The 25615-nt window shown below is 69.1% G+C and carries 21 protein-coding genes; 10 read left to right on the top strand and 11 right to left on the bottom strand.

The features are described from left to right. The first annotated feature begins 2 nt into the window (after positions 1 to 2). From OCGS_RS09870 to OCGS_RS09855, 4 genes are read left to right on the top strand one after another with little or no spacing between them, the layout of a single operon-like run. A complete protein-coding gene (locus tag OCGS_RS09870) occupies positions 3 to 893 on the top strand; it encodes a 2-dehydro-3-deoxygalactonokinase (protein WP_007427099.1) in 891 nt (296 codons plus the stop codon). Next, positions 890 to 1495, top strand: a complete 606-nt coding sequence (locus OCGS_RS09865) for a 2-dehydro-3-deoxy-6-phosphogalactonate aldolase (protein WP_007427098.1) — start codon at positions 890 to 892, stop codon at positions 1493 to 1495. Before OCGS_RS09870 ends, OCGS_RS09865 begins: the two co-directional genes overlap by 4 nt. Beyond that, complete coding sequence (locus OCGS_RS09860) at positions 1492 to 2373, top strand: SMP-30/gluconolactonase/LRE family protein (protein WP_007427097.1); 882 nt, start codon at positions 1492 to 1494, stop codon at positions 2371 to 2373. The genes OCGS_RS09865 and OCGS_RS09860 overlap by 4 nt, the downstream gene beginning before the upstream one ends. Next, positions 2370 to 3377 carry an aldose epimerase family protein gene (locus OCGS_RS09855; protein WP_007427096.1) on the top strand — a complete coding sequence of 336 codons (1008 nt, stop codon included), beginning with the start codon at positions 2370 to 2372 and terminating at the stop codon, positions 3375 to 3377. Before OCGS_RS09860 ends, OCGS_RS09855 begins: the two co-directional genes overlap by 4 nt. Here OCGS_RS09855 and OCGS_RS09850 read toward each other — a convergent pair. The 7 genes from OCGS_RS09850 to OCGS_RS09820 are packed head-to-tail and all read right to left on the bottom strand — an operon-like array spanning position 3374 to position 11433. Continuing rightward, positions 3374 to 4120 (bottom strand): SDR family NAD(P)-dependent oxidoreductase, encoded by a 747-nt coding sequence (locus OCGS_RS09850; RefSeq protein ID WP_007427095.1) that lies wholly within the window; start codon positions 4118 to 4120, stop codon positions 3374 to 3376. The genes OCGS_RS09855 and OCGS_RS09850 overlap by 4 nt on opposite strands. Next, a complete protein-coding gene (locus tag OCGS_RS09845; protein ID WP_007427094.1) occupies positions 4117 to 5286 on the bottom strand; it encodes a M20 aminoacylase family protein in 1170 nt (389 codons plus the stop codon). Before OCGS_RS09845 ends, OCGS_RS09850 begins: the two co-directional genes overlap by 4 nt. Before the next feature lie 52 nt (positions 5287 to 5338). Further along, positions 5339 to 6973, bottom strand: a complete 1635-nt coding sequence (locus tag OCGS_RS09840) for an alpha-glucosidase (RefSeq protein WP_007427093.1) — start codon at positions 6971 to 6973, stop codon at positions 5339 to 5341. Between the two features lie 10 nt (positions 6974 to 6983). Continuing rightward, on the bottom strand, positions 6984 to 7730 hold the full coding sequence (locus tag OCGS_RS09835; protein ID WP_007427092.1) for an SDR family NAD(P)-dependent oxidoreductase: 747 nt from the start codon (positions 7728 to 7730) through the stop codon (positions 6984 to 6986). Positions 7731 to 7757: 27 nt separating this feature from the next. Continuing rightward, a complete protein-coding gene (locus tag OCGS_RS09830; RefSeq protein WP_007427091.1) occupies positions 7758 to 9941 on the bottom strand; it encodes a xanthine dehydrogenase family protein molybdopterin-binding subunit in 2184 nt (727 codons plus the stop codon). Continuing rightward, entirely contained in the window at positions 9938 to 10924 is a 987-nt protein-coding gene (locus OCGS_RS09825) for an FAD binding domain-containing protein (protein WP_007427090.1), read from the bottom strand. Before OCGS_RS09825 ends, OCGS_RS09830 begins: the two co-directional genes overlap by 4 nt. Further along, positions 10921 to 11433, bottom strand: a complete 513-nt coding sequence (locus OCGS_RS09820) for a 2Fe-2S iron-sulfur cluster-binding protein (protein ID WP_156801031.1) — start codon at positions 11431 to 11433, stop codon at positions 10921 to 10923. The genes OCGS_RS09825 and OCGS_RS09820 overlap by 4 nt, the downstream gene beginning before the upstream one ends. Before the next feature lie 116 nt (positions 11434 to 11549). Here OCGS_RS09820 and ku point away from each other — a divergent pair, with 116 nt between their 5' ends. Together ku and ligD are read left to right on the top strand one after the other, a co-directional pair. Further along, on the top strand, positions 11550 to 12377 hold the full coding sequence (gene ku / locus OCGS_RS09815) for a non-homologous end joining protein Ku (RefSeq protein ID WP_007427088.1): 828 nt from the start codon (positions 11550 to 11552) through the stop codon (positions 12375 to 12377). Then, the gene (gene ligD / locus OCGS_RS09810; protein ID WP_007427087.1) at positions 12378 to 14834 is read left to right on the top strand and encodes a DNA ligase D; all 2457 of its coding nucleotides are present in this window, start codon (positions 12378 to 12380) and stop codon (positions 14832 to 14834) included. It begins immediately after the preceding gene. Here the strand turns inward: ligD and OCGS_RS09805 are convergent. Both OCGS_RS09805 and OCGS_RS09800 read right to left on the bottom strand, forming a co-directional pair. Continuing rightward, positions 14831 to 15688: a DMT family transporter gene (locus tag OCGS_RS09805; protein ID WP_052026169.1), complete on the bottom strand. Its 858-nt coding sequence runs from the start codon at positions 15686 to 15688 to the stop codon at positions 14831 to 14833. The genes ligD and OCGS_RS09805 overlap by 4 nt on opposite strands. A gap of 32 nt (positions 15689 to 15720) precedes the next feature. After that, positions 15721 to 16314, bottom strand: a complete 594-nt coding sequence (locus tag OCGS_RS09800) for a LysE/ArgO family amino acid transporter (RefSeq protein ID WP_007427085.1) — start codon at positions 16312 to 16314, stop codon at positions 15721 to 15723. Positions 16315 to 16418: 104 nt separating this feature from the next. On the opposite strand from OCGS_RS09800, the gene OCGS_RS09795 reads away from it, so the two are divergent. The 4 genes from OCGS_RS09795 (at position 16419) to OCGS_RS09780 (ending at position 21728) form a co-directional block, all read left to right on the top strand. Continuing rightward, positions 16419 to 16844 carry an SRPBCC family protein gene (locus OCGS_RS09795; RefSeq protein ID WP_007427084.1) on the top strand — a complete coding sequence of 142 codons (426 nt, stop codon included), beginning with the start codon at positions 16419 to 16421 and terminating at the stop codon, positions 16842 to 16844. Beyond that, entirely contained in the window at positions 16841 to 17260 is a 420-nt protein-coding gene (locus tag OCGS_RS09790) for a MarR family winged helix-turn-helix transcriptional regulator (protein ID WP_007427083.1), read from the top strand. Before OCGS_RS09795 ends, OCGS_RS09790 begins: the two co-directional genes overlap by 4 nt. Before the next feature lie 126 nt (positions 17261 to 17386). After that, the gene (locus OCGS_RS09785; protein WP_007427082.1) at positions 17387 to 18565 is read left to right on the top strand and encodes an efflux RND transporter periplasmic adaptor subunit; all 1179 of its coding nucleotides are present in this window, start codon (positions 17387 to 17389) and stop codon (positions 18563 to 18565) included. 19 nt (positions 18566 to 18584) lie between these two features. Beyond that, positions 18585 to 21728 (top strand): efflux RND transporter permease subunit, encoded by a 3144-nt coding sequence (locus OCGS_RS09780; protein ID WP_007427081.1) that lies wholly within the window; start codon positions 18585 to 18587, stop codon positions 21726 to 21728. Between the two features lie 4 nt (positions 21729 to 21732). Here OCGS_RS09780 and OCGS_RS09775 read toward each other — a convergent pair whose 3' ends face one another. Further along, positions 21733 to 22236 (bottom strand): VPLPA-CTERM sorting domain-containing protein, encoded by a 504-nt coding sequence (locus tag OCGS_RS09775; RefSeq protein WP_007427080.1) that lies wholly within the window; start codon positions 22234 to 22236, stop codon positions 21733 to 21735. 33 nt (positions 22237 to 22269) lie between these two features. Then, positions 22270 to 25602 (bottom strand): ExeM/NucH family extracellular endonuclease, encoded by a 3333-nt coding sequence (locus OCGS_RS14595; RefSeq protein WP_007427079.1) that lies wholly within the window; start codon positions 25600 to 25602, stop codon positions 22270 to 22272. Between the last annotated feature and the right edge of the window lie 13 nt (positions 25603 to 25615).

The following is a 25615-nucleotide window of genomic DNA, read 5'->3' as shown; positions in this document are numbered from 1 at the left end:
CCGTGACCGCGCCGGACTGGATCGCCGTCGATTGGGGCACCACGCGCCTGCGGGCCTGGGCGATGCGCGGCACCGATCCGCTGGCCGAGGCGCGGGCTGAAACGGGCATGAACGCCATACCCCCCGGCGGTTTCGAGGCGGCGCTGCTCGACCTGGTCGGCGGCTGGTCGCTGGCGCCCGCGACGCCGGTGATCGCCTGCGGCATGGTCGGCGCGCGGCAGGGCTGGGTCGAGGCGCCCTATCGGCCCGTGCCCTGCCCGCCGCTGGGCGGCGTGCCCGTCGCCGCCCACTGCGACGATCCCCGTCTGAACGTCCGCATCGTTCCCGGCCTGTCGCAATCCGCCCCGCCCGACGTGATGCGCGGCGAGGAGACGCAGATCGCCGGGTTCCTGTCGCTGAACCCCGATTTCGACGGCGTCGTCTGTCTGCCCGGCAGCCATTGCAAATGGGTGCATGTCAGCGCGGGCGAGGTCGTGTCGTTCCAGACCGCCATGACCGGCGAGCTGTTCGCCGCCCTGTCCCGCCACACCGTCTTGCGCCATTCCATCGGCGACGGCTGGGACGACGACGCCTTCGGCGATGCCGTCTCGACCGCGCTGTCGCGGCCCGAACGTCTGGCGACGGGGTTGTTCGGCCTGCGCGCGGAGGGGCTGCTGGACGGGCTGGCGCCCGCCTCGGCCACCGCGCGGCTGTCGGGACTGCTGATCGGGATGGAACTGGCGGCGACCCGTGCCTATTGGTTGGGACGGGCCGTGGCGCTGATCGGCGCGCCCGACCTTTGCCGTCATTACGCGGCGGCGTTGCAGGCACAGGGGGTAACGCCGATGCTGACCCGCGCCGACACGACGACACTGGCGGGCCTTGCCGCCGCCCGGCGGACGGTCGCGCCATGAGCCGCGCCTTGATCGCCATCCTGCGCGGCATCGACCCGGACGAGGCCGTGGACGTGGCCGCCGCGCTGATCGGGGCCGGCATCACCCGGATCGAGGTGCCGCTCAATTCCCCCGCACCCTTCGACAGCATCGCCGCGATGGTGCGCGCCCACGGCGACGCGGCCGAGATCGGGGCCGGCACCGTGCTGTCCGCGGAACAGGTCGCGCTGGTGGCCCAGGCGGGCGGCCGGATGATCGTGTCGCCCAACACCGACGCGGACGTGATCCGCGAAACCCGCGCGCGGGGGCTGGCCAGCTATCCGGGCGCGCTGACGGCGACGGAATGCTTTGCGGCGCTGAAGGCGGGGGCGACGGGGCTGAAGGTTTTTCCCGCCTTCCAGCTTGGCACGCAGGGGTTGAAGGCTTTGCGCGCGGTGCTGCCGGTCGAGACGCGGATGTTCATGGTCGGCGGCGTCGGACCTGCGGATTTCCGCGACTGGCTGGCGGCGGGGGCCAACGGCTTCGGCATCGGCGGCGCGCTTTACCGGCCCGGCGACACGGCCGAAGACGTGGCCGGACGCGCAGCGCAGATGGTCGCCGCCTGGGACGAGGCGACGACATGACCGACCGCAGGATCGACACGCACGACGCCACCCGCTGCCTTCTGGGCGAAGGATCGCTCTGGCATCCCGAGCGGCGGCAGCTTTTCTGGTGCGACATCCTGTCGAACCGGGTGCTCAGCCGGGTGGAGGGCAGCCTGCGAGAATGGGCGTTCGACAGCCACGTTTCCACCTGCGGCTGGATCGACCGCGACCGCCTGCTGGTCGCCACCCGCACCGACCTGACGATCCTGAACGTCGAGACCGACTTGCGCGAGCGGCTTTGCCCGCTTGAGGATGACCGGCCCGCCAACCGTTCGAACGACGGCCGGGCGGATCCGTGGGGCGGGTTCTGGATCGGCACGATGGGACATGCCAAGGAAACCGGGGCAGGCACGCTCTATCGCTGGTATCGGGGCGAACTGCGCAAGCTGAAGGCGGGCATGACGATCAACAATTCCACCTGCTTCTCGCCGGACGGGGGGCATGCCTATTTCAGCGACACGCCCACGCAGATGATCATGCGCTGGGATCTGGACGGCGACGGCTGGCCCAAGGGCGACCCGGTGGTCTGGGCCGACCTGCGCAACGCCGATGGCGGCGACGGCTATAACCCCGACGGGGCCGTGTGCGACGCCGAGGGGCGGGTGTGGAACGCGCAATGGGGCGCGTCGCGCATCGCCTGCTACGGGCCGGACGGCGCCTTTCTGGACGCGATCCCGATGCCCGCCAGGCAGGTCACATGCCCCGCCTTCGGCGGCCCGGATCTGACCACGCTTTTCTGCACCTCCGCCGCCGCCGGATTGTCCGAGGGCGAGCTGTCCGAGCGCATGGGCAACGGCCGCACCTTCGCCATCGAGGGCGTCGCCAAGGGCCAGGCCGAACACCGCGTCGTGCTGTGACCCTGCGCCCGGCCGCCCCGATCGACGATTTCGGCACCCTGCCCGACGGACGCCCCGTGCGGCGCGTGACGCTCGACAATGGCGCGCTGCGCGTCGGGCTGCTGGATCTGGGCGCGCTGATTCAGGATGTGCGCCTGAACGGCATCGAAACGGCGCTGACGCTCGGCTCGCCCGACATCGCCGCCTATGCGGGGCGGATGGGGCATTTCGGCGCGGTGATGGGGCCGGTCGTCAACCGCATCGGCGGCGCGCGGGCGGTGATCGACGGCCGCGAATACCGCTTCGACGCCAATCAGGACGGGCGGCATACCCGCCATGGCGGATCGGCGGCCACGCATCTCAAGGTTTGGCGGATCGCGGACCACGGCCCGGCCCATGCGACGTTTCGGATCGACCTGCCGGACGGCGAAGGCGGCTTTCCCGGCAACCGCCGCCTGACCGCGTCCTATCGGCTGGACGACGCGGCGCTGATCGTCGATCTGACCGCCACGACCGACGCGCCGACGCCCGTGAACCTGGCCAATCACGGCTATTGGACGATGAACGGCGGCCCCGACTGGACCGGCCAAAGGTTGCAGGTTCTGGCCGACCGCTATCTGCCCACGACGGACGAAAACCTGCCCACCGGCGCCATCGTCCCCGTCGCGGGCACGCCCTTCGATTTCCGCGAGGCCCGCGAACTCGACCCGACGCTTCCCAAGCTCGACGCCAATTTCTGCCTTGCCGACGCCCCGCGCGACCTGACCCCGGCGCTGCTGCTGGCCGGGCCGCTGGGCACGCTGGAGATTGCGACGACCGCGCCGGGAATGCAGGTCTTCGACATGGGCACCATCGACCTGGGCGACGTGCCGACCCATCACGCCCGGCCCTATCGCCCCCGCTTCGCCCTGGCGTTCGAGCCGCAGATGTGGCCCGACGCCCTGGGCCGCGCCGACTGGCCCGACATCGTGCTGCGCCCCGGCCGAACCTTCCGCCAGACCACACGCTATGCGTTCGCGGCCTAGCGCGGCGGCAGCCGGATCGCGCCGTCCAGGCGGATGACCTCGCCGTTCAGCATCGGGTTTTCCGCAACGTGCAGCGCCAGCGCCGCGAACTCGGCCGGGTCGCCCAGCCTTTGCGGAAAGGGCGTCTGCCCGCCCAGCGACGCCTGCACATCCTCGGGGAGGCCCTGCATCATCGGCGTCAGGAACAACCCCGGCGCGATGGCGCAGACGCGGATGCCCAGCCCCGCCAGATCGCGCGCCATGGGCAGCGTCATGCCGACGATCCCGGCCTTGGATGCCGCATAGGCGACCTGGCCGATCTGCCCTTCCCATGCCGCAATGGATGCGGTGTGAACGATCACCCCCCGCTCGCCATCCCTGCCCACGGCCTCGTTTTCCGACATCAGCGCGGCGGCTTGCGAGGCGCAGTTGAAGCTGCCGATCAGGTTCACCTGCACGACCTTGGCGAACAGCGCCGCGTCGTGCGCGCCCTGCCGCCCGACCGTGCGCGCGCCGGGCGCGATGCCCGCGCAATTGACCAGCAGGTCCAGCCCGCCCATCGCATCGCGCGCCTCGACCATCGCCCGCGCGACGGCGGCGGCATCGGTCACGTCCACCTCCCTATGCGTGGCGGCCGACGGGCCAGCCGACAGGTCGAACACCGTCACCGACGCGTCCCGTTCCAGCAGCGCCGCGACCACCGCGCCGCCCAGTCCCGAAGCGCCGCCGGTCACGATGGCGCGGGTGTTCTGTCCGATCTTCATGCTGCCTCCGCCAGACGGGATTCGGCCAGCGTCACCCACCAGGATGCGCCGACCGGGATGATGTCGTCGTTGAAATCGTATTGCGGATGATGCAGCCCGGCGGACGGGCCGTTGCCGATCTGGATATAGGCGCCGGGGCAGGCTTGCAGCATATAGGCGAAATCCTCGCCGCCCGTGGTGCGCGGCACGTCGGTATCGACCGCCCCCGCCACGGCGCGCGCGGCCTGCGCCGCATGATCCGTCTCGGCGGCGTGGTTCTCCATCACCGGATAGCCCTTCTCCTCGACCGTGACGCGCGCCTCGGCGCCGTAGGACCGCGCGGTCAGCGACGCCACCTCGTCCAGACGCCGCAGGATGGTGGCGCGCACATCCGCGTCGAAGGTCCGCACCGTGCCGCGCAGCGCGACCGTCTCGGGGATGACGTTGAACGCATCGGTAGCGGTGCGGAACGACGTGACCGACAGCACGGCGGGCTGTTGCGGGTCGGTGTTGCGCGCGACGATGGATTGCAGCGCCATGACGATGGCCGACGCGGCCAGCGTGGTATCGACCGTCTGGTTCGGCCGCGCGGCATGGCCGCCCCGCCCCGTGACAGCGATCTCGAAACTGTCGCAGGCGGCATAGAACGGCCCCGGCCGGATCCCGAACGCCCCCGCCGGCAGCAGCGGCGAATTGTGCATGCCGTAAATCTCGGCGATGCCGAACCGCTCGATCAGGCCGTCGCGCACCATGGCGTCGGCGCCCGCACCGCCTTCCTCGGCCGGTTGGAAGACGACGGCGACGGTGCCCGCGAAATTGCGCGTCTCGGCCAGATGCCGCGCGGCGCCCAGCAGCATCGCGGTATGCCCGTCATGGCCGCAGGCATGCATTAGCCCCGGCACGGTCGAGGCATGGGGCGCGCCCGTCGCCTCGTCGATGGGCAGCGCGTCCATGTCGGCGCGCAGCCCGATGGTGCGCCCCCGGCCCCGGTTGCCGTGGATCAGCCCGACCACGCCGGTCCGCCCGATCCCCTCGACCACCTCGTCGCAGCCGAAACCGCGCAGCTTCTCGGCGACGAAGCCGGCGGTGCGGTGCACATCGTAAAGCAGTTCGGGATGCGCGTGCAGGTCGCGCCGCCAGGCGGCGATCTCGTCGTGCATCTCGGCCAGGCGGTTGCGGACGGGCATGGGCGTCTCCTTCTTCGCTGCGCGCGGATGTTCGCCCCGGCCCGCGCCGCCGTCAATCCGCGACCGCCACCGCCTCCCACGGGGCCAGCGTCACCGTTCCTTCCAGCGCCTCGCGCGGCCCGGCATTGGCGATCGCGCAGCGCCCGCGGATCGCCATGGCGTCCGGCACGTCGAAGCGCACCGGATCGCTGCCGAAATTGGCCAGCACCGCCAGCCGCCGGTCGCCCAGCCGCCGGTCATAGGCCATGACCTGCGGATGATCCTCGGCAAAGGGACGATAGGTGCCGAACACCACCAGGTCGCTGTCGCGCCGCAGCGCGATCAGGCGGCGATAATGCGCGATGATCCCGTCCGGGTCGGCCCTGTCGGCGGCGACGTTGATCGCGCCGTGGTTCGGATTGACCTCGATCCAGGGTGTTCCGTCGGTAAAGCCCGCCTGCGGCCCGTCCGTCCACTGCATCGGCGTGCGCGCGTTGTCGCGTCCGTTGGCGCGCGCGCCGCGCAGGAAATCGGCGGTGGCCACGCCCGCCTCGGTCTGTTCGGCATAGGCGTTCAGCGTCTCCAGGTCGCGGAACTGGTCGATGCGGTCGAAGGGCACGTTGGTCATGCCGATCTCCTCGCCCTGATAGACAAAGGGCGTGCCCTTCATCAGGTGCATCACCGTCGCCAGCAGCTTGGCCGACCGCACCCGCCATTCGCCGTCCTGCCCGTATTTCGACACCTGGCGCGGCAGGTCGTGATTGCTCAGGAACAGGCTGTTCCACCCGTCGCGGTTCATCAGCGCCTGCCAGTCGTTCATCACCTTCTTGAACGCCACCAGGTCGAAGGGCAGCGGGCTGAACTTGCCCAGCGTCTCGTCCCAGCTTTCGCGGATGTGGTTGAACTGGAACAGCATGTCCAATTCGCCCCGGTCGCGTCCGCAATAAAGCAGCGCCGTATCCAGCGATACCGACCAGCTTTCGCCTACCGTCACCAGATCGCGGCCCTTCAGCACGCGGGCGTGCATCTCGCGCAGATAGTCGTGCAGATAGGGCCCTTCCTCGTAGAGGCCGGCATCCACGTCCTTGCCGATCAGGTCGATCACATCCATGCGGAAACCGGCGATGCCCTTGGCGATCCACCAATCCATCATGTCGTGGATCTCGGATCGCAGGGCGGGGTTGCGCCAGTTCAGATCCGGCTGCTGCGGGCTGAACAGGTGCAGGTAATACTGCCCGATCTCCTCGACCCAGCTCCAGGCGGGGCCGCCGAAGGCCGCGCGGCGGTCGTCGGGCGGCCCGCCATCCGGCCCCGCATCGCGCCAGATGTAATACTGGTGCTCGGGCGCGGCGCGGCTGGCGCGGGCGGCGCGGAACCAGGCGTGTTCGTTGCTGGAATGGTTCACCACCAGATCCATGACGATGCCGATGCCGCGCGCCCTGGCCGCGTCCACCAGCCGGTCGAAATCGGCCATCGTGCCGAATTGGGGCGCGATGGCGCGGTAATCGGACACGTCGTAACCGTTATCGGCCATGGGCGAGGCATAGACCGGCGACAGCCAGACGAACCCCACCCCCAGATCCGCCAGATGGTCGAGCCGCGACACGATGCCCGGAATGTCGCCCACCCCGTCGCCGTCGCTGTCCTGAAAGCTGCGCGGATAGATCTGATAGCCGGTGGCGCGCTGCCACCATCTTGCGTCGTCCATCGCGCGCCCCTCAGACGGTATAGTTCAGCGCCAGACGCCCGCCATCGACGAAGATCGTCTCGCCGGTGACATAGCCCGACCGCGGCCCCGCCAGGAACGCGACGACATCCGCCACTTCGCTTGCGGTGCCGATCCGTCCCAGCGGCGTGCGCGACAGGACGCGGGCCTGCGCCGCGGCGTCGTCGTTGATGCCCGCCAGCATGGCGGTGTCGATGCTGCCCGGCCCCACCGCGTTGACGCGGATGCCGTGCGGGGCCAGCGCCAGCGCCGCCGCCTTCGTCAGTTGCGCGACGCCCCCTTTCGACGCGCAATAGGACGCGATGGTCGGGATCGCGACCTGCGCGTTGATCGACGACATGTTGACGATGGCACCCTTCAGCCCCGCATCGACCATCGCCCGCCCGGCGCGCTGGGTGGCCAGGAACGTGCCTGTCAGGTTCACGTCGATGACGCGCTGCCAATCGTCCAGCGTCATGTCCAGGAACGGCGCGCCTCGGGCCATCCCCGCATTGTTGACCAGCACCGTCGCCGTGCCGATCTCGTCCTCCATCCGGTCGAAAAGCGCGGCGATGGCGGCGGGATCGCCCATGTCGCAGGCATAGCCGACGGCGTCGCCGCCCAGTTCGGCGGCGGTCGTGTCGGCACCGTCGAGATCGGCCAGCACCGCGCGCATGCCGTCACGGATCAGGGCTTCGGCGCAGGCGCGCCCGATGCCGCGCGCGCCTCCGGTGATCAGGGCGATGGGTCTGTCGGTCATGGGCCGTCCTTCGCGTTGTCTGCCCGCTCAGTCGGGCAGCACCGCCAGCACCTTGTCAAGCGTTGCCGGATAATCGCGCACCCGCACGCCGCAGGCGTTGTATATGGCGTTGGTCACGGCCCCCGCCGCGCCGCAGATGCCCAGCTCGCCGATGCCCTTGGCCTGGATCGGGCTGGCATAATCGTCGCGTTCCTCCAGCAGCACCACGTCGATCTGCGGCACGTCCGCATTCACCGGCAGATGGTATTCCGCCAGGTCGCGGTTGACGATGTGGCCGTCGCGCGGGTCGTGCAGCAACTCCTCGGTCAGCGCCATGCCGATGCCGAAGGTCATGCCGCCCAGGCATTGCGACGATGCGGTCTTGGCGTTCAGGATGCGCCCCGCCGCAAAGGTGCCGTGCATCCGCCGCACCCGCGTCTCGCCGGTGACGGCATTGACCGCCACTTCGCAGAAATAGGCGCCGAAGGACGATTGCCGGGTTTCCTTCATGGTCTTGCCGGGCTCGACATGGCCCTCGGCCGTCACCGGACCGTCGAACAGCCCCGCCAGATCGACCCTGCGGTTGCCGGCGATGGCGTGCCCGTCCTTCAGCGTCACCTCGTCGGCGCCCATCGCCTCGGCGATGCGGTCGCGCACGGCGCGGGCGGCCAGATAGACGGCCGACCCGGAAGACGCCGCACCCCACGATCCGCCCGAACCGGGGCCGGGGGGCAGATCGGTATCGCCCAGACGCACCCTGACCCGGTCGGTGGACACGCCCAGCGTTTCGGACGCCACCTGCGTCAGGATCGAATAGGTGCCGGTGCCGATATCGGTCATGTCCGTCTCGACCAGAACGCGGCCATCGGGCTCCAGCGTGACGCGCGCCTTGGCTTCGGCCAGGATGTTGACGCGGATCGCGCTGGCCATGCCCATCCCGATCAGCCAGTCGCCTTCGCGGCGCTGGCCCGGCGCGCGGCGTTCGGACCAGCCGAACCGTTCGGCCCCCTCGCGCAGCGCCCGTTCCAGCGTATGCGACGAGAACGGCTTGCCGCTGGTCGGATCCTTTTCAGGGATGTTGAGGATGCGAAACTGCACGGGGTCGATCCCGGCCGCTTCGGCCAGTTCGTCCATGGCGTTTTCCATCGCGGTGATGCCCACCGCCTCGCCCGGCGCGCGGACCGATCCCGCACAGGTCCGGTTCACGCGCGCGATGCGGTGGCCGATCACCCGGTTCGGCCCGGCATAGGCAAACGGCGTGGCCTGCGTCACCGGCTCGGAGAATTGCTGGCCGGGCAATTGGCTGACAAGAACCTCGTGGCCCACCGCCGTCATGCGCCCTTCGGCATCGCAGGCCAGCCGGAAGCGCTGGCGCGTCTCGGACCGGCGCATCGTCGTCTCGAACACCTGCTGGCGGGACAGCGTCACGGATACGGGCCGCCCCAGTTCCTTCGATGCCAGCGCCGCAGCCACCGCTTCGTGGGTGATGCCCAGCTTCGATCCGAACCCGCCGCCGACATAGGGCGACAGGATCCGCACATGCGCGGGGTCGATGCCCACCGCGTCGGCCAGTTCGTTGCGGTTGTATTTCAGCATCTGGTAACTGCCGCGCAGCAGCAGGTCGTCGCCGTTCCAGACGGCGATGGCGGCATGCGGCTCCATCGCCGCCGAATTGTGGCCGGGCGTCGTATAGGTCACATCGACGCTGTGGGCAGCCTCGCGCATCGCGGCCTCCAGATCGCCCTGCGATGCCTGCTTCTTCTTCGGCACCTCGGGCTCGACCGCGTCCGGGTCCACCGTGAAATCGGCGGGGTCGTATTCGACCGGCAGCGCCAGCGCCCCATCGCGCGCGGCCTCGAACGTCTCGGCCACGACCAGCGCGATGGGCTGGCCCAGATACGCCACCTCGTCCGGCCCCTGATCCGGGGCCTCGTTGGCGCCGCCCTGCGCCGGCACCCGCAGCATGCGCGGATCCGAGATCACGCGCAGCACCCCGTCGCGCCCCGTCACCGCATCGGCGTCGATCCGCGCCACCCGGCCCGCGGGAATCGTGGCGCGCACCAGCACGCCGTGGCACAGCCCCTCGATTTGCCATTCATGCGCATAGGTCGCCTGCCCGGCCGCCTTGGCGGGACCGTCCGGGCGGTCCATCGGCGTGCCCAGCACATTCTGCGCCGTCTCGTCCAGGAACCGCTCGGTCGCGGGCCGGTCCATCTTCAGATGCTTGTTCATGCCGCGTCCCCTCGGGTTGCCTTGCGCAGCGTGTCGATCAGCACGCGACGCGCCAGCGGTATCTTGAAATCGTTGCCGCCATGCCCTTTCGCATCGGCCAGCAGCAGATCGGCGGCGCGGCGGAACAGATCGTCCGACGGCGCCTGCCCGGTCAGCAGGCCGTCCACCTCCGCATTGCGCCAGGGGCGCGGCGCGATGCCGCCGAAGGCCAGCGCCGCATGGCCGATCCGGTCCCCGTCCATCCCGATCACCGCGGCGCAGGACACCAGCGCGAACGCATAGGATGCCCGGTCGCGCACCTTGGCATAGATCTGGCGGTCGCCCGCAGGCAGCGGCAGGATGACGGCGGTGATCAGTTCGCCCGCGCCCAGCACCGTCTCGACCTGCGGGGTGTCGCCCGGCGGGACATAGAAATCGTCCAGCGGCACCCGCCGACGCGCGCCGTCCGTGCCCTCGACCTCGACCTCGGCCTTCAGCGCCAGCATCGCCACGGCCATGTCGCTGGGATGGGTGGCGATGCACTTGTCCGAGCCGCCCAGGATCGCATGCAGCCGCGTCACGCCACCCCGCGCCTGGCACCCCGACCCCGGATCGCGTTTGTTGCAGGGCATGGCGATGTCATAGAAATAATAGCACCGCGTGCGTTGCAGCAGGTTGCCGCCCGTCGTCGCCTTGTTGCGCAACTGGCCGCTGGCCCCGGCCAGCAAGGCGCGGCTCAGCACCGGATAATCGCGGCGCACGGTTTCGTCCGCCGCCAGATCGCTGTTAGTCACCAGCGCCCCGATCCGCAGGCCGTCGCCGTCCCGCTCGATCCCGCCCAGCGCCAGGCGGTTGATGTCCACCAGCCTGTCGGGCGTCAGCACCCGCAGCTTCATCAGGTCCAGCAGGTTGGTGCCCCCCGCGATGAACGCCGCGCCGTCGCCTTGCCCCTCGCGCAGCGCCTCGGCCACGTCGGCGGCGCGGGCATAATCGAACCGCTTCATTCCGCGGCCTCCTTGCGCGCGGTGGCGCGGATCGCGTCCACGATGTTGGGATAGGCGGCGCAGCGGCACAGATTGCCGCTCATCCGCTCGGAAATCTCGGCATCGCTCAGATCCATCTCGCCGGTCAGGTCGTCGCTGACATGGCTGGGCCAGCCCTGCGCCACCTCGTCCAGCATCGCGGTGGCCGAACAGATCTGCCCCGGCGTGCAGTATCCGCACTGGTATCCGTCATGCGCGACGAAGGCGCGCTGCATCTCCGACGGCGCCTCGGCGGTCCCGAGGCCTTCGATGGTCACGATCTCGTCGCCGTCATGCATGCAGGCCAGCGTCAGGCACGCATTGATGCGCCGCCCGTTGACGATCACCGTGCAGGCCCCGCATTGCCCGTGATCGCATCCCTTCTTGCTGCCGGTCAGCCCCAGATGGTCGCGCAGCGCGTCCAGCAGCGTCGTGCGCGCATCGGCCTCCAGCGCATGCGTCGCCCCGTTGATGGTCAGTTCGGTTCTCATGCCGGCAATGCCTCCCTTGCTGGTGCCCGAACACGCCGCGCGCCGCGCGGTTCCGTGGCACGAAACCCCCGCGACGGATCGCGCGTTCATCCCGATGTCCGATGAAAGGTCACTCAATGGCACCGCGCGCGCTCTGGAAAGGCCAGCTTCGCCTCTCGCTCGTCTCGATCCCGGTCGAGGTCTATTCGGCCACCGACAGTTCCGCCAAGGTCAGCTTCCGCCAGATCCACGCGCCCTCGGGCAAGCGGGTGCGCTATGAAAAGACCGTGCCGGGTATCGGCCCGGTCAAGTCCGACGACATCGTCAAGGGATGGGAAACCGACGACGACCAGATCGTCCTGCTCGACCCGGACGAGGTGGACGCGATCAAGCTGGAAACCAGAAAGACGTTCGAGCTGGTGCAGTTCGTCGGCTCATGCGAGATCCCGCCCATCTGGTTCGACCGGCCCTATTATCTGGTGCCGTCCGACGATCTGGCCGAAGACGCCTACCGCGTGGTGCGCGACGCGCTGCGCGCCAGCGGCAAGACCGGGCTGGGCCAGATCACCATGCGCGGCAAGGAATACCTGGCCGCCGTGCGTCCCTGCGGCGACGGCCTGCTGATGGAAACGCTGCATTATGCCGACGAAATCCGCGCCAGCGACGCCCTGTTCCAGCAGATCGAGGACGACCCCGCCGATCCCGACCTGCTGGAAGTCGCCACCTCGCTGATCGAGCGTAAGACCGCGCCCTTCGACGCCACCGCCTTCAAGGACAGTTATTCCGCCGCGTTGCAAGCGCTGCTGGAATCCAAGCGCAAGAACAAGAAGACCCGCCGCGTCCCCGCCGGCGACGGCGACGACGCCCCGCAGGGCGAGAACGTGGTCGATCTGATGGCCGCGCTCAAGCAAAGCCTCAAGGCCGAAGGCGGCCGCAAGAAGCCGGCGAAGAAAAAGGCGTCCTAGATGTCCGCCGCGCGCGACCCCGATCCGCTGGCCGAATACAAGGCCCGCCGCGATTTCGACCGCACCGCCGAACCCGCGGGCACCCTGGCCGAGGCCCGGCGCGACGGCCTGCGCTTTCTGGTGCAAAAGCACGACGCCACCCGACTGCACTGGGATTTCCGGCTGGAATGGAACGGCGTCCTGCTCAGCTGGGCGGTCACGCGCGGCCCGTCCGACGATCCGCACGAAAAGCGCCTCGCCGTGCGGACCGAGGATCATCCGCTGGATTACGGCACGTTCGAGGGCACGATCCCCGCGGGCCAGTATGGCGGCGGCACGGTGATGATGTGGGATCACGGCACCTATACCCCCGACACCGACATGGATGCGGGGCTGGAGACCGGCAAGCTGAAGGTCACGCTTCAGGGCCACCGGATGCGCGGCGGCTGGGCGCTGGTCAGGATGCGGCGCAAACCGGGCGAAAAGCGCGAGAACTGGCTGCTGATCAAGGAACGCGACGCCTTCGCGCGCGACGATGCCGACCGCCTGACGCGCGACCATCTGCTGTCGGTGCAGACCGGCCGCGCGATGGACGCCATCGCCCAAGGCGCGCCGCCTGGCGATCCGCCAGAACCCGACACCCCCGCGCGGCGCAAGAAACGCCCCGCCTTCACCGCGCCGCAGCTCGCCACGCTGGTCGATGCCGCCCCGGATGGCGACGACTGGATCCACGAGACCAAGTTCGACGGCTATCGCTGTCTCGCCGCCATCGGCAAGGGCGGCGCGCGGCTTTACACCCGGTCCGGCAAGGACTGGACCGACCGCTTCGCCGCGCTGTCGCGCGCCTTCGATCCGCTGCCCTGCGACGCGGCCCTGCTGGACGGCGAGGTGATGGCCGCCTATATCCGCGGCTCGGCCTTCTCGTCGCTGCAACGCGCGCTGAAGGACGGCGCGCCGCTGGTCTATTATGCCTTCGATCTGCTGTCGCTCGACGGGACCGACCTGCGCAGGTCGCCGTTGATCGACCGGCGGGCCAGGCTGGCCGACCTGCTGTCCGGCCTGCCGCCGAACGGCCCCCTGCGGATCAGCGCGCACACCGTCGGCGATGGCCCCGCCCTCTTCGCCGCCGCGTGCAAGGCCGGCGCCGAGGGGATCGTCAGCAAACGCGCCGACGCCCCCTATCGCGGCGCGCGCACCAGGGCATGGGTCAAGGTCAAATGCACCCGGCGGCAGGAATTCGTCATCGGCGGCTACACGCCTTCGGACAAGCCCGGCCGCCCCTTCGCATCGCTTCTGGTCGGGCAGATGGAAAACGGCGCGCTCGCCTATCGCGGCCGCGTCGGCACCGGGTTTTCGGCGGATGACCTTGTCGCCCTCGCCGCCGCCTTTACCCCGCGCCAGACATCGCCCTTCGACGACGTGCCGCGCGCCATTGCCAGGGATGCCCGCTGGATCCGCCCCGATCTGGTGGCCGAGGTGGATTTCACCGAACTGACCGCCGATGGCCATGTCCGCCACGGCAGCTTTCTGGGCCTGCGCCACGACAAGCCCGCCGCCGGGGTGACGCCGGAACGCCCCGCATCCGACGACACGCCCCGCATCGCCGGGGTCAGGCTGTCGTCCGGCGACCGGGAGATCTTTCCGCGCGCCGGCTGCACCAAGCGCGACCTCGCCCGCTATGTCGAGGCGGCGGGCGACCGGCTGACGCGCATCGCCGGCCACCGCCCGCTGTCGCTGCTGCGCCTGCCTACCGGGTTGCAGGGCCAGCGTTTCTTTCAGAAACACGCGGGCAAGGGCTGGCCGTCCGAATTGCAGCGCATCGAGATTGCGGAGAGCGACGGAAATCCCGCCGAATACCTCTATGCCACGCGCCCCGCGTCCTTCGTCGCCGCCGTGCAGATGGGCGCGATCGAGTTTCACGTCTGGGGCGCGCGCACCGACCGTCTGGACCGCCCCGACCGCCTGGTCTTCGACCTCGACCCCGACGAGGGGCTGGGATGGCCGCAGACGCGCGACGCGGCCTTCGACGTGCGCGATCGTTTGGCGGCGCTGGGTCTGGCCAGCACCCCCGTCGTCACGGGCGGCAAGGGCGTGCATGTCTGCACGATCCTGCGCCGGACCCGCGAATGGGACACGGTGAAACTCTTTGCGCGGACCTTCGCGCATATCCTCGAACGCGACGCGCCCGACCGCTACGTCGCCACCATGTCCAAGGCCAGGCGCAAGGGCCGCATCTTCGTGGACTGGCTGCGCAACGAACGCGGATCGACCGCCATCGCCCCCTATTCCGTCCGCGCCCGCCCCGGCGCGCCGGTGGCAGTGCCGGTCGCGTGGGACGAACTGGCCGGCCTCGACGCCGCCGACACGTTCCGCATGGCCCATATGGCCGACCGCCTGGCCGCGCCCTGCCCCTATCTGGCCGCGCTCGACGATCCGCAATCGCTGAACGCCGCCACCATCGACCGGCTGGACGGCTAGTATTTCGCTTCGTTCACGCCGGCGGGTGTGCGGCCCGCGCGCCGCGCCTCGCGCACCGTGATGACCAGCACCGCGCCCAGAATGACCGCGCCCCCCGCGATCACCCAGACATCCACCCCCTCGCCGAAGACGAAATATCCCAGCGCCACCGCCCAGACCAGTTGCAGGAACGTCACCGGCTGCGTCACCGTGATGGGCGCCGCTTGAAAGGCCAGCGTCATCGTCATGTGCCCCGCCGTGGCGATGCAGGCCACCGTGAAGAGCCATGCCAGCTCGACGGGCGTGGGCGTCACCCAGACAGCCAGCGCAAAGGGCGCGACCCCCACCGTCACCCCCAGCGACAGCATCGCCACCACGATCCCCGGCGCCACGCTGTCCGACAGCCGCTTGGCGATCAGATAGCTGCCCGCGAACAGCACCGCCTGCCCCAGCATCGCCAGATGCCCCGGAGAGATCTCGCGGAACCCCGGCCGCAGGATCACGACGACCCCCGCCAGCGCCACCAGGATCGCGGTGATGCGCGGCCAGGCCAGCCGCTCGCCCAGGAAAAGCGCCGCGCCGACGGTGACATAGACGGGGGCGAGGTATCCCATCGCCGACACCTCGGCGATGGGGATCTGCGTCATCGCATAGAACCACAGCATCACCCCCGCGGCGTGCAGCCCGCCGCGCATCGCGAAAAGCCGCCATTCCCGCGCGCCCAGATCCGCGCGCCGGAACTGCCCCAGCACCGGCAGCAGAAAGACCAGCCCCATCGCATAGCGCAGGAACGCGGCCTGCGGCGCGGGGATGTGGTCGCCCAGATGCTTGACGATGGCCGTCACGCCGACGAACAGCACCCCCGTCAGCAGCATCCAGACCGCCCCCGCCACGGGCCGCGCGGGCGTCACGACGCCACCAGCCTGATCGCCAGCGCCCACATCGTCAGCCCCACGATCCCGTCCAGCACCCGCCACGCGGTGGGCCGCGCAAACAACGGCGCCAGCGCCCGCGCGCCGTATCCCAGCGTGAAGAACCACACGAAGGACGCGGCGACCGCCCCCGCGCCGAAGGCCCACCGCGCGGGATAGGTCGCCGCCACCGATCCCAGCAGCACCACCGTGTCGAGATAGACATGCGGGTTCAGCCATGTCAGCGCCAGGCACGTCGCCAGCGCCGCGCGCAATCCGCCCGCCGCCTCGCCCGCCTTCAGTGCGCCGCCGCCCGTCCAGGCCGCGCGCAGCGCCAGCGCGCCATAGACCGCCAGAAACGCCGCCCCGCCCCAGGTCATCGCCGGCGCCAGCCACGGCGCGGCCTCGACCAGCCAGCCGAACCCCGCGACCCCCGCCGCGATCAGCACCGCGTCGGATGCCGCACAGGTCAGGCTGACCGGCAGCACATGCGCGCGCCGCAATCCCTGCCGCAAGACAAAGGCGTTCTGCGCCCCGATGGCGAGGATGAGGGACAATCCCAGCGCAAAGCCGGGCAGGAACGCAGTCATCCGCCAGCCCTACCCGCGCCCCGCCACGGCGTCCAGACCGGGCCGATTGACCGCGCCCCCAGACCTCCATATAATGTAAATGCATTTACATATGAGGATCGGTCATGGCCATAACGCACACCATCCGCATCGGCGCCCCGTCCGAAGCCGTCTTCGTCCTTTACGCGGATGTCCCCTCATGGACCGAATGGGACAGCCAGACCGAAGACGTATCCCTGCCAAGCGGTCTGACCCAAGGGTCGGCGGGATGGCTCAAGCCCTGCAAGGGACCGAAGGCGCGGATCGAGGTCACACAGGTTCGGCCGGGACGGTCCTTCACGGTCGAAAGTCGCCTGCCGTTCTGCCGCATGGTCTTCGGCCACGACCTGCAAGACGACGGCGTGCAGACCGAAGCGACCCACTGGGTGCGCTTCACCGGCCCGCTTGCCTTCCTGTTTCGCCGGGTGATCGGCACCGGCATCGACGCGACCCTGCCCGACACCCTGCTCGGGCTCAAGCGTGTGGCCGAGGGCCGCCAGACTGCGCGATGACGGCGACGGCCCCGCCTTGGCCGCTGTCGTCCTTTCCCGGACCGCAGGACAGTCCCGGCTTCACGCTCTGGCGCGACTTCACCCGTTGGCAGCGCAGCCTCAACGCCGCGCTCAAGCCCCTCGACCTGACCCAGCCGCGCTTTGCCGTGCTGGCGGTCTGCGGCTGGCTGACCCGCGACGGCCGCGACATCACCCAGCAGGACGTCGTGGATTTTCTCGGCATGGACCGTATGCACATCTCGCAGATCGCCTCGCGCCTCGACCGCGACGGTCTGATCCTGCGCCGCGCGTCTCGGACCGACCTGCGCGCCAAGGTGCTGCGCATCACCCCCGCCGGCCACGACACCCTCGCCCGCGCCATGCCCCTCGTCGAAACCCACGACCGCGCCTTCTTCCATCGAAAGGGAACCCCGTAGCGCGGCAGGCCCTTGTCGCCTTGGGTTCATTCCGCGCACGGTCTTGTGTTCCCGGCGCGTTTGGCCCTAGTCGCCCTTTGCGGTCCCTGTCCTATATGGGACGCATCCGAACCCGAGGAACCCTGCATGACCCAGCGGCTGCCGCATCCCGGCCGAACCCTGCGCGCCCTGGCGCTTTGCCTGCTGTCGGCGTCACCCCTGCATGCCCAGCAGGGCGCCGGCGACCGTCCGCCCCCCGCCGTCACCGTGGTGACGATGGAACCGCAGCAGGTCGTGCTGACCACCACCCTGCCCGGCCGCGTCGTCGCCTCGGCCGAGGCCGAGGTGCGCCCCCAGGTCGCCGGCATCATCACCGAGCGCCTGTTCGAGGAAGGCGGCCGGGTCGAGACGGGCGATCCGCTCTATCGCATCGACCCCGCGACCTATGACGCCGCCGTCGCCAGCGCCGAGGCGTCCGTCGCCCAGGCCCAGGCGGAACTGGACCGCGCCCAGAAGAACGCCGCCCGCATCGACGAGCTGCGCGAGCGTCAGGTCGTCAGCGTCCAGAACGCCGACGAGGCCGACGCCGAACTGGCCAGCGCCAGGGCCAACCTCCAGGCGGCGCAGGCACAGCTCGCCTCGGCCCAGATCGAACAGGACCGCACCACCATCCGCGCGCGCCTGTCGGGCGAGATCGGGCGCTCGTTCACCAGCCAGGGCGCTCTCGTCACCGCCAGCCAGGCCGAACCGCTGGCCGTGATCCGCAACATCGACCCGGTCTATGTCGATGTCACCCAATCCTCGGCCGACCTGCTGGAATGGCGGCGCAACAAGGGCCCCGGCCAGATGCGCGTCAAGGATCCGGTCGTGTCGCTGGTGCTGGCCGACGGCACGCTGTTCGACCAGACCGGCACCCTGACCGCCGCCGAACCGCATGTCGATGAACAGACCGGCGTGATCACGCTGCGGATGACCTTCGACAACCCCGACAAGCTGCTGCTGCCCGGCATGTATGTTCAGGTCGAGATGCCGACCGACACGCTGGACGGCGCGTTCCTCGTTCCGCAGGAAGGCGTCAGCCGCGACCGGCGCGGGCAGGCCACGGCGATGGTCGTCAACGCCGACAACATCGTGGAACAGCACGAATTGTCGGTCGTCAAGGACCGCGGCGGCGAATGGATCGTCGATGGCGGCATCGCGGACGGCGACCGGGTGATCGTCGCGGGGTTGCAAAAAGTCGCCCCCGGCGCCCCCGTCACCCCCGAGGAACGCGCCCCCGCGAACCCCGTCCCCGCGGACGAACGCGCCGAAGCCGTCACCGACTGATCCCACCCGAAAGTACGCCATGGCCCAGTTCTTCATCAGCCGTCCCATCTTCGCATGGGTCATCGCGCTTTTCATTTCGGGGCTGGGGGTGCTGGCCATCCTTGCTCTGCCGGTCGCGCAATATCCCGAAATCGCGCCCCCCAGCGTCAGCGTCAACGCGTCCTATCCGGGCGCGTCGGCCGACACGGTCGCCAACACCGTCACCCAGGTCATCGAACAGCAGATGACCGGTCTCGACGGCCTGCGCTACATCTCGTCCAGCTCGACCTCGGCAGGCGGCTCCAGCGTCACCCTGACGTTCGAGACGGGCACCGATCCCGACATCGCGCAGGTGCAGGTGCAGAACAAACTCGCTCAGGCCACCCCGCTGCTGCCCGAGATCGTCCAGCGTCAGGGCGTGTCGGTGCAAAAATCGTCGTCGGGCTTCCTGATGGTCGTGGCGCTGATTTCCCAGAACGACGACCTCGACGCGACGGATCTGTCCGACTACCTCGCTACCAACCTGGTGAACGAGATCAGCCGCATCGACGGCGTGGGCAGCGCGCAGGTCTTCGGCGCGCAATACGCCATGCGCATCTGGCTCGACCCGTCCCGGCTGGCCGCGTTCGACCTCTCGCCGGCCGATGTCGCCGCCGCCATCGCCGAGGAGAACGCCCAGATCTCCGCCGGCTCGTTCGGATCGCGCCCCACGATCGAGGGCCAGCAGCTCAACGCCACGATCACCGCGCAGTCGCTTCTGCGCACCCCCGAGGATTTCCGCCAGATCGTCGTGCGCGCCGAACCCGATGGCGGCCTGGTGCTGGTCGACGACGTGGCGCGGGTCGAGATCGGGGCGGAAAACTACGCCACCATCTCGCGGTTCAACCGCGCCCCCTCGACCGGCATGGCGATCAGCCTCGCGCCCGGCGCCAACGCGCTCGACACCGCGGCGCTGGTCAACGAACGGCTGGAAGAACTGGCGCAATTCTTCCCCGAAGGGGTCGATTACGTCATCGCCTACGACACCACCCCCTTCGTGCGCATTTCCATTGAGGAGGTCGTCAAGACCCTGATCGAGGCCGTGGTGCTGGTGTTCCTGGTCATGTTCCTGTTCCTTCAGAACTGGCGCGCCACGATCATCCCCACGCTGGTCGTGCCGGTCGTGCTGCTGGGAACGTTCGGCGTGCTGGCGGTGGCGGGCTTCTCGATCAACTCGCTGACGATGCTGGCGATGGTGCTGGCCATCGGCCTGCTGGTGGACGACGCGATCGTCGTGGTCGAGAATGTCGAACGCATCATGGAACAGGAGGGCCTCGGCCCGCGCGAGGCGACGCGCAAGAGCATGGGCGAAATCACCGGCGCGCTGATCGGCATCGTCGTCGTGCTGGTCGCGGTGTTCACGCCGATGGCGTTCTTCGGCGGCTCGACCGGCGTGATCTACAAGCAGTTCTCGATCACCATCATCTCGGCGATGATCCTGTCGGTCGTCATGGCGCTGACGCTGACGCCCGCGCTTTGCGCCACACTTCTCAAGCCCCCGAAAGAGGGCAAGAAGCATGGCGGCCTGTTCAAATGGTTCAATATCGGTTTCGACAAGATGCTGTCGGGCTATGCCTCCACCGTGTCGTGGATGGTCCGGCGCGTCCTGCGCGTCGCGGTGATCTATGTGCTGATCATCGTCGCCGCCGTGTTCCTGTTCATGCGCACCCCCGGCGGGTTCCTCCCGGACGAGGATCAGGGCATCCTTTTCACCCTCATCACCGCCCCCACCGGCGCCACCGCCGACCGCACCCTCGAAGCGGTCAAGCAGGTCGAGGATTACTTTCTCACGCAGGAAGACGATCTCGTCGAAACCGTGTTCAGCGTCGTCGGCTTCAGCTTCAGCGGACAGGGGCAGAACCAGGCCCTGGCCTTCGTGCGGCTCAAGGATTGGGAAGAACGCACCGGCGAGGGCGAAAGCGTGCAGGCGGTGGCGGGCCGGGCCTTCGGTGCGCTCAGCCAGATCCGCGACGCCCAGGTCTTTCCCATCGTGCCGCCCTCGGTCCCGTCGCTTGGCAACGCCTCGGGCTTCGACTTCTACATCCAGGCGCGCGGCGGCCAGACCCACGAGGAGCTTCTCGCCGCCCGCAACCAGATGCTCGGAATGCTGGCTCAAAGCGATCTGATCGCCTCGGCCCGCCCCAGCGGGCTGGAGGACGCGGCGCAGTTCAACCTCGACATCGACTGGCGCAAGGCGGGCGCGATGGGCGTATCGGCCACCGATGTCGGCAACCTGCTGACCATCGGCTGGGCGGGGCGCTATGTGAACGACTTCATCGACGGCGGCCGGATCAAGCGCGTCTATGTGCAGGGCGAACCGTCCTCGCGCGCGACGCCATCGGATCTCGACAAATGGCGCGTGCGCAACGCGACGGGCGGTCTGGTGCCCATCTCGAACTTCGCGGATGCTAACTGGGAATACGGCCCGCAGGGCATCAACCGCTATGACGGCGTTCCGGCGATGGAGATTCAGGGCGATCCCGCCCCCGGTGTCAGCTCGGGCGAGGCGATCGAGGAGATCCGCGCGCTGGCCGACCAGTTGCCGCCCGGTTTCGGCATCGCGCTGACCGGCCTGTCGCTGGAAGAACAGGAAAGCGGCAGCCAGGCGCCCCTGCTCTATGCGCTGTCGCTGGCGGCGGTGTTCCTGGCGCTTGCGGCACTTTACGAAAGCTGGTCGATCCCCTTCGCGGTGATGCTGGCCATGCCCATCGGCGTTCTCGGCTCGCTCGTCGCGGCATGGATCGGGACGTTCGACAACGGCGTGTTCTTCCAGGTCGGCCTGCTGGCCGTGGTGGGCCTGACCGGCAAGAACGCCATCCTGATCGTCGAGTTTGCCCGCGAACAGATGGAAGCCGGCAAGGAACTCTACGCCGGCGTGGTCGAGGCGGCCGAACAGCGTTTCCGCCCGATCCTGATGACCTCGATGGCCTTCTCGCTGGGCGTGCTGCCGCTGGTGCTCAGCACCGGGGCCGGGTCGGGCGGCCGGACGGCCATCGGTTCGGCGGTGCTGGGCGGCACGATCTCGGCCACCGTTCTGGGTGTGCTGTTCGTGCCGGTCTTCTTCGTGGCCATCGCCCGCCTGACGGGCGGCAAGGCCGCGAAACCGGACGACAACGCGCCCGACACCGCGACCCCAGCCACTTGACGGATCAGCCCCGGCGGCGGCGCAACAGCGCCAGTCCGCCGATCCCCGCGGCCAGCAGCGGCAGCGATGCGGGCACCGGGATCGCCGCAAGGTCGGTCGCCGTCACCTGCACGCTGACCGGGTCCAACGTGCCGCCCGCCACCTGCCCCGGATCGAAGCCGAAGATCACCCGCGCCGTGTCGCCGCCGAACAGCGACGCGCTGCTGCCGGTCAGGTTGCGGAACGACAGCGACGCCGTTCCGCCCGACAGCATCGCGTCGAACGCGTCGCCGCTTTCCAGCAGGACGCCGCTGGCATCCGACACCAGCAGCGTCGCCGATGTCAGCGACGTGCCGTCCGTCTCGACCGTGACGCCGACATCCACGTCGTCGCCGTCCACGTCGAAGAAATCCCCGAACATCCCGTCGAAAAGGCCGAGGCCCGTCGCCTCGAAAACGGTCGTCGCCGCGCTGGCCCCCATCGGCGCCGTCATCGCCAGCGCAAGTGCCGCAATCTTCATCGTCTGCATGTGGTTCGTCCCTGTCGTTGTGGTTGGATAGGATCAGGCCAGCCCCAGCCCGTCCACGATCTGCACCGCGCCGAAATCGCTGATCCCCGCCAGGAAGATCGTGTCGCGGTCGTCCTCGAGCTGGATCAGAAGGTTGCCGCCCAGCACCCGCGTGCTTGCGATGTCGGCCCCGGCCAGATCCAGCATGTCCGCATCGGTGTCGAAGTCGAGGATGCGCAGCGTGTCGCGCGCGCCCTCCAGATCGCCGAAGACGAACGTGTCCGCCCCGCCGCCGCCCGTCACCACGTCCAGCGGTCCGCCCAAGCCCATCACGATCTCGTCCGCGTCGGTGCCGTTCAGCCGGTCCGCCCCGGTCGTGCCCATCAGCACCAGCGGCCCGCTGTCGTCGTCCAGATCCAGCCCGACGATCACCGGATCGTGGTCCGACGACCGCGCCGGATCGCCGCCGTCGAACAGGCCCTGATCCAGCGGTCTCAGCGGCGGCACGAACGTCCCGTCGAGGTTGTAGTCGAAGAAGACCGGCGTATCCGAATTGATGTTCCAGGTCGTCGCGCCCGTCACCTGATCCAGCAGCGCGCCATTGGCCAGCGCATAGTCCAGCGTCCCGATCTGCCCGCTGAACCGATAGGAATAGACGTCGTCGCCCTCATAGACCGCCGCCAGGTTGGAATACCCGGCCGCCTCCAGCACCTGCAACGGCTCCTCCATGGCATAGGCGTTCAGGTCCCCCAGGATCAGCCGGTCCGCATCCCCCGACCCGGTGGGATCGGTCGCCAGCCAGTCCGCCAGTTGCTGCGCGGCCGCGGCACGGGTGGCGTTGTTGTTGCCCGCCCCGTCGCCCTGATCGGTGTCCGCATCGGCGCCGGTCAGCGATCCCTTGGATTTCAGGTGGTTGATCGACGCGGTGAAGATGCCGCCGCCGTCGATATCCTCGAATGTCTGCGCCAGCGCCGCCCGGTTATAGCTGTCGCCCGATGTCAGCGGCCCCAGCGGGTCCAGGAACGACGCGTCGTCCAGGATCGCCGCGCCGCCCACCGTCCGGGTCGTCGTGGTGTCATAGATGAACGCCACCGCGATGGCGTCGTCGCCGACGAATTGCCGCCCCGGATCGACATAGGCCCACACGTCCTCGTCCAGCTCGTCGTTCAGCGCGTTCACCAGCGTCTGCAAGGCAAAGCTGTCGCCCGCGAAATCGTTCTCGATCTCGGTCAGGCCGATCACGTCGGCATCCATCCCCAGGATCGCGCTGACCAGCTTGTCAGTCTGGCGCGCCAACTCCTCAGCACTGTCGGCGCCGCGCGGGCTGGCGCCGATGTCGGTCCGGCCCGACAGCGTGGTGAAATAGTTCAGCACGTTCAGCGATGCCGCCTTGTAGCTGCTGCCGACATCCTGCGGCGCGCCCTCGGGCGGGTTCGTCGCCGGGTTCAGATCGAAGCTTTCGTCCTCGGGCAGCCGCAGGCGGTATTCGCCGAAGCTGAAATCGACGATCCCCGTCAGGTCGTCCACCGACTGCCCCATCCGCACCCCGTCGCCGAAGGTGAAGGGGGTGCCGTCGGGTTGCAGGATCGGGTCGAAATCGTCGCGCCGCCCGTCCAGCCCGTCCTCGATCAGGATGGTCCGGTCGCGGATCTGGTCCTGATAGGCCGCGTTACCGGCGGCATCGGGGGCGTTCTGCTGCGTATACTGATAGACCGGCCCATCGGTCGAAAGCGTCGCCACCCCGAAGTTTTCATAGTCGAAACTCTCGGTGAAGGTCAGCGGCTCGGAAATCGTGACCAGCATGTTCTCCAGCGCCTCGCGCGCATCGGCGTCGGGCAGCGCCGTCTCGACCGCCAGGCTGGCCGGATCGACGGCGCCGGGCGTCACCACGCGGATCTCGGTCACCTCCAGCGTGGTCTTGCCGAACCGTTCGGTCACGGTGCCCAGCAGCCGCACCAGATCGCCGCCCGACACGTCCATCGCGGTCGGCGCGAACCCCTCGTAGATCCACAGCCCCTCCGAACTGGCCGCATCGCCGTCGCGGTCGGCCAATTCCTCCATCACGAAAAAGCCGCCCAGATCGCGCGTCGGATCGCCGTCGCCGTTCTGGAAATCGCCGGTGACGATGGCTTCGACCACCACCTGCTGACCGACCAACGGGCTGTCGTCGCCCGTCCCCTGGATGGCCGAGATCAGCGTCGCCGGATCGTCGATGGTGCCGCCGCCTCCTCCGCCGCCGCCGCCGCCCAGCCCGGTCCCCGCCGTGGGCGTGTTCACCGCCGGATCGTTGCCAAAGCTCAGGATGCGGAAATCGGACGCGCTGTCGGTGTCCAGCCCATCCGTGATCCGGCCCAGCCCGGCCGGAAAGAAGGTGCCGTCAGGCCCAACCACCGGCGCGCCGAAATAGAACGTGTTTCCCGCCGCGCCATCGTCGCTGGCCACCGTGTCGATGACCGTCTCGGCCCCCGTCACATCGTCGCCCGACAGGCTGTCGGTCCGCACCAGCGCATAGGTGACGGCGCTGTTCTCCAGGCTGTCGTCTAGCGTGACGTTCGCCGTCACGCCATAGGTCGCCTGCGCCATCGCGTTGGCCAGCAGCAGGAACCCGTTATCGCCCAGCACCGCGTCGTCGGCGAAGTCGAAGCGGAAGTCGATGGCCCCCGCCAACCCGTCCGCCGCCTCGACCTCGATCAGGCTCAGCCCCGCCAGCGATGCGCCGGGCGTGCCGTAAAGCTCGATATATTCCGAATCCGCCCCGGTGGTGCTGGCCAGAACCTCGTTGATGACGATGCCGGGCGCCGGCGGCGCGTCGGTCTCCAGCCCGTCCACGCGGATATTGTCCAGCCCGACCTCGTCGCGCGCACCGCCGCCCCTCACATCGTCGCCCGTCCATTGCAGCACCAGCGTCGATCCCGCCGCGATGTCCTGCGGGATCGTCACATTGAAGACGAAGTTGCGCAGCCCGTCCGCATCGGGCGCCTCGGTGGTGATGAAGGGCGCGATGCGGGTGAACGCGCCGCCATCGACCGAATAGGCCAGATCGAAGCTGTTGGCGCGCGGCTGGTCGTTCCGCACCAGCAATTCATAGGCCACCACCACATCGCTCAGCGCACTCGGCCCGGTTTCCAGCGTCAGCGTCACCGTGCCGGGAGTGAAGTCGCTGCCGCCCGGCTGGATCAGCAGGCCGTAATCGCCCAGGCCCACCTCGACCGCATAGACGCCGCCGGTGCCCACCGGCCCGCTGGCGATGCCGCGCGACAGATCGTCGGCGGAACCGAAGCCGGTAAATCCCCACAGATCGGAATCGAGTTGCCCCGCCGCCGGATCGGCCGCCAGACCCGACCCGTCGAAAGTGTTGAAATTCTCGGTAAAGATCGTGCGCCGCATGGTATCGCCCCGT

This window comes from Oceaniovalibus guishaninsula JLT2003 (genome assembly GCF_000299575.1).
GTDB lineage: Bacteria > Pseudomonadota > Alphaproteobacteria > Rhodobacterales > Rhodobacteraceae > Palleronia > Palleronia guishaninsula.
The sequence above is the reverse complement of the archived record's forward strand: the minus strand, read 5'-3'. Positions and strand labels throughout refer to the sequence as shown.

What these genes read in the sequence shown, in the direction of transcription:
- OCGS_RS09865 (WP_007427098.1), top strand. Translation starts at nt 890, where the DNA reads ATGAGCCGCGCCTTGATCGCCATCCTGCGCGGCATCGACCCGGACGAG.
- OCGS_RS09825 (WP_007427090.1), bottom strand. Translation starts at nt 10,924, where the DNA reads ATGAAGCGGTTCGATTATGCCCGCGCCGCCGACGTGGCCGAGGCGCTG.
- OCGS_RS09785 (WP_007427082.1), top strand. Translation starts at nt 17,387, where the DNA reads ATGACCCAGCGGCTGCCGCATCCCGGCCGAACCCTGCGCGCCCTGGCG.
- ku (WP_007427088.1), top strand. Translation starts at nt 11,550, where the DNA reads ATGGCACCGCGCGCGCTCTGGAAAGGCCAGCTTCGCCTCTCGCTCGTC.
- OCGS_RS09830 (WP_007427091.1), bottom strand. Translation starts at nt 9,941, where the DNA reads ATGAACAAGCATCTGAAGATGGACCGGCCCGCGACCGAGCGGTTCCTG.
- OCGS_RS09850 (WP_007427095.1), bottom strand. Translation starts at nt 4,120, where the DNA reads ATGAAGATCGGACAGAACACCCGCGCCATCGTGACCGGCGGCGCTTCG.
- OCGS_RS09790 (WP_007427083.1), top strand. Translation starts at nt 16,841, where the DNA reads ATGACGGCGACGGCCCCGCCTTGGCCGCTGTCGTCCTTTCCCGGACCG.
- OCGS_RS09835 (WP_007427092.1), bottom strand. Translation starts at nt 7,730, where the DNA reads ATGACCGACAGACCCATCGCCCTGATCACCGGAGGCGCGCGCGGCATC.
- OCGS_RS09845 (WP_007427094.1), bottom strand. Translation starts at nt 5,286, where the DNA reads ATGCCCGTCCGCAACCGCCTGGCCGAGATGCACGACGAGATCGCCGCC.
- ligD (WP_007427087.1), top strand. Translation starts at nt 12,378, where the DNA reads ATGTCCGCCGCGCGCGACCCCGATCCGCTGGCCGAATACAAGGCCCGC.
- OCGS_RS09840 (WP_007427093.1), bottom strand. Translation starts at nt 6,973, where the DNA reads ATGGACGACGCAAGATGGTGGCAGCGCGCCACCGGCTATCAGATCTAT.
- OCGS_RS09795 (WP_007427084.1), top strand. Translation starts at nt 16,419, where the DNA reads ATGGCCATAACGCACACCATCCGCATCGGCGCCCCGTCCGAAGCCGTC.
- OCGS_RS14595 (WP_007427079.1), bottom strand. Translation starts at nt 25,602, where the DNA reads ATGCGGCGCACGATCTTTACCGAGAATTTCAACACTTTCGACGGGTCG.
- OCGS_RS09780 (WP_007427081.1), top strand. Translation starts at nt 18,585, where the DNA reads ATGGCCCAGTTCTTCATCAGCCGTCCCATCTTCGCATGGGTCATCGCG.
- OCGS_RS09800 (WP_007427085.1), bottom strand. Translation starts at nt 16,314, where the DNA reads ATGACTGCGTTCCTGCCCGGCTTTGCGCTGGGATTGTCCCTCATCCTC.
- OCGS_RS09820 (WP_156801031.1), bottom strand. Translation starts at nt 11,433, where the DNA reads ATGAGAACCGAACTGACCATCAACGGGGCGACGCATGCGCTGGAGGCC.
- OCGS_RS09805 (WP_052026169.1), bottom strand. Translation starts at nt 15,688, where the DNA reads ATGCTGCTGACGGGGGTGCTGTTCGTCGGCGTGACGGCCATCGTCAAG.
- OCGS_RS09775 (WP_007427080.1), bottom strand. Translation starts at nt 22,236, where the DNA reads ATGCAGACGATGAAGATTGCGGCACTTGCGCTGGCGATGACGGCGCCG.
- OCGS_RS09860 (WP_007427097.1), top strand. Translation starts at nt 1,492, where the DNA reads ATGACCGACCGCAGGATCGACACGCACGACGCCACCCGCTGCCTTCTG.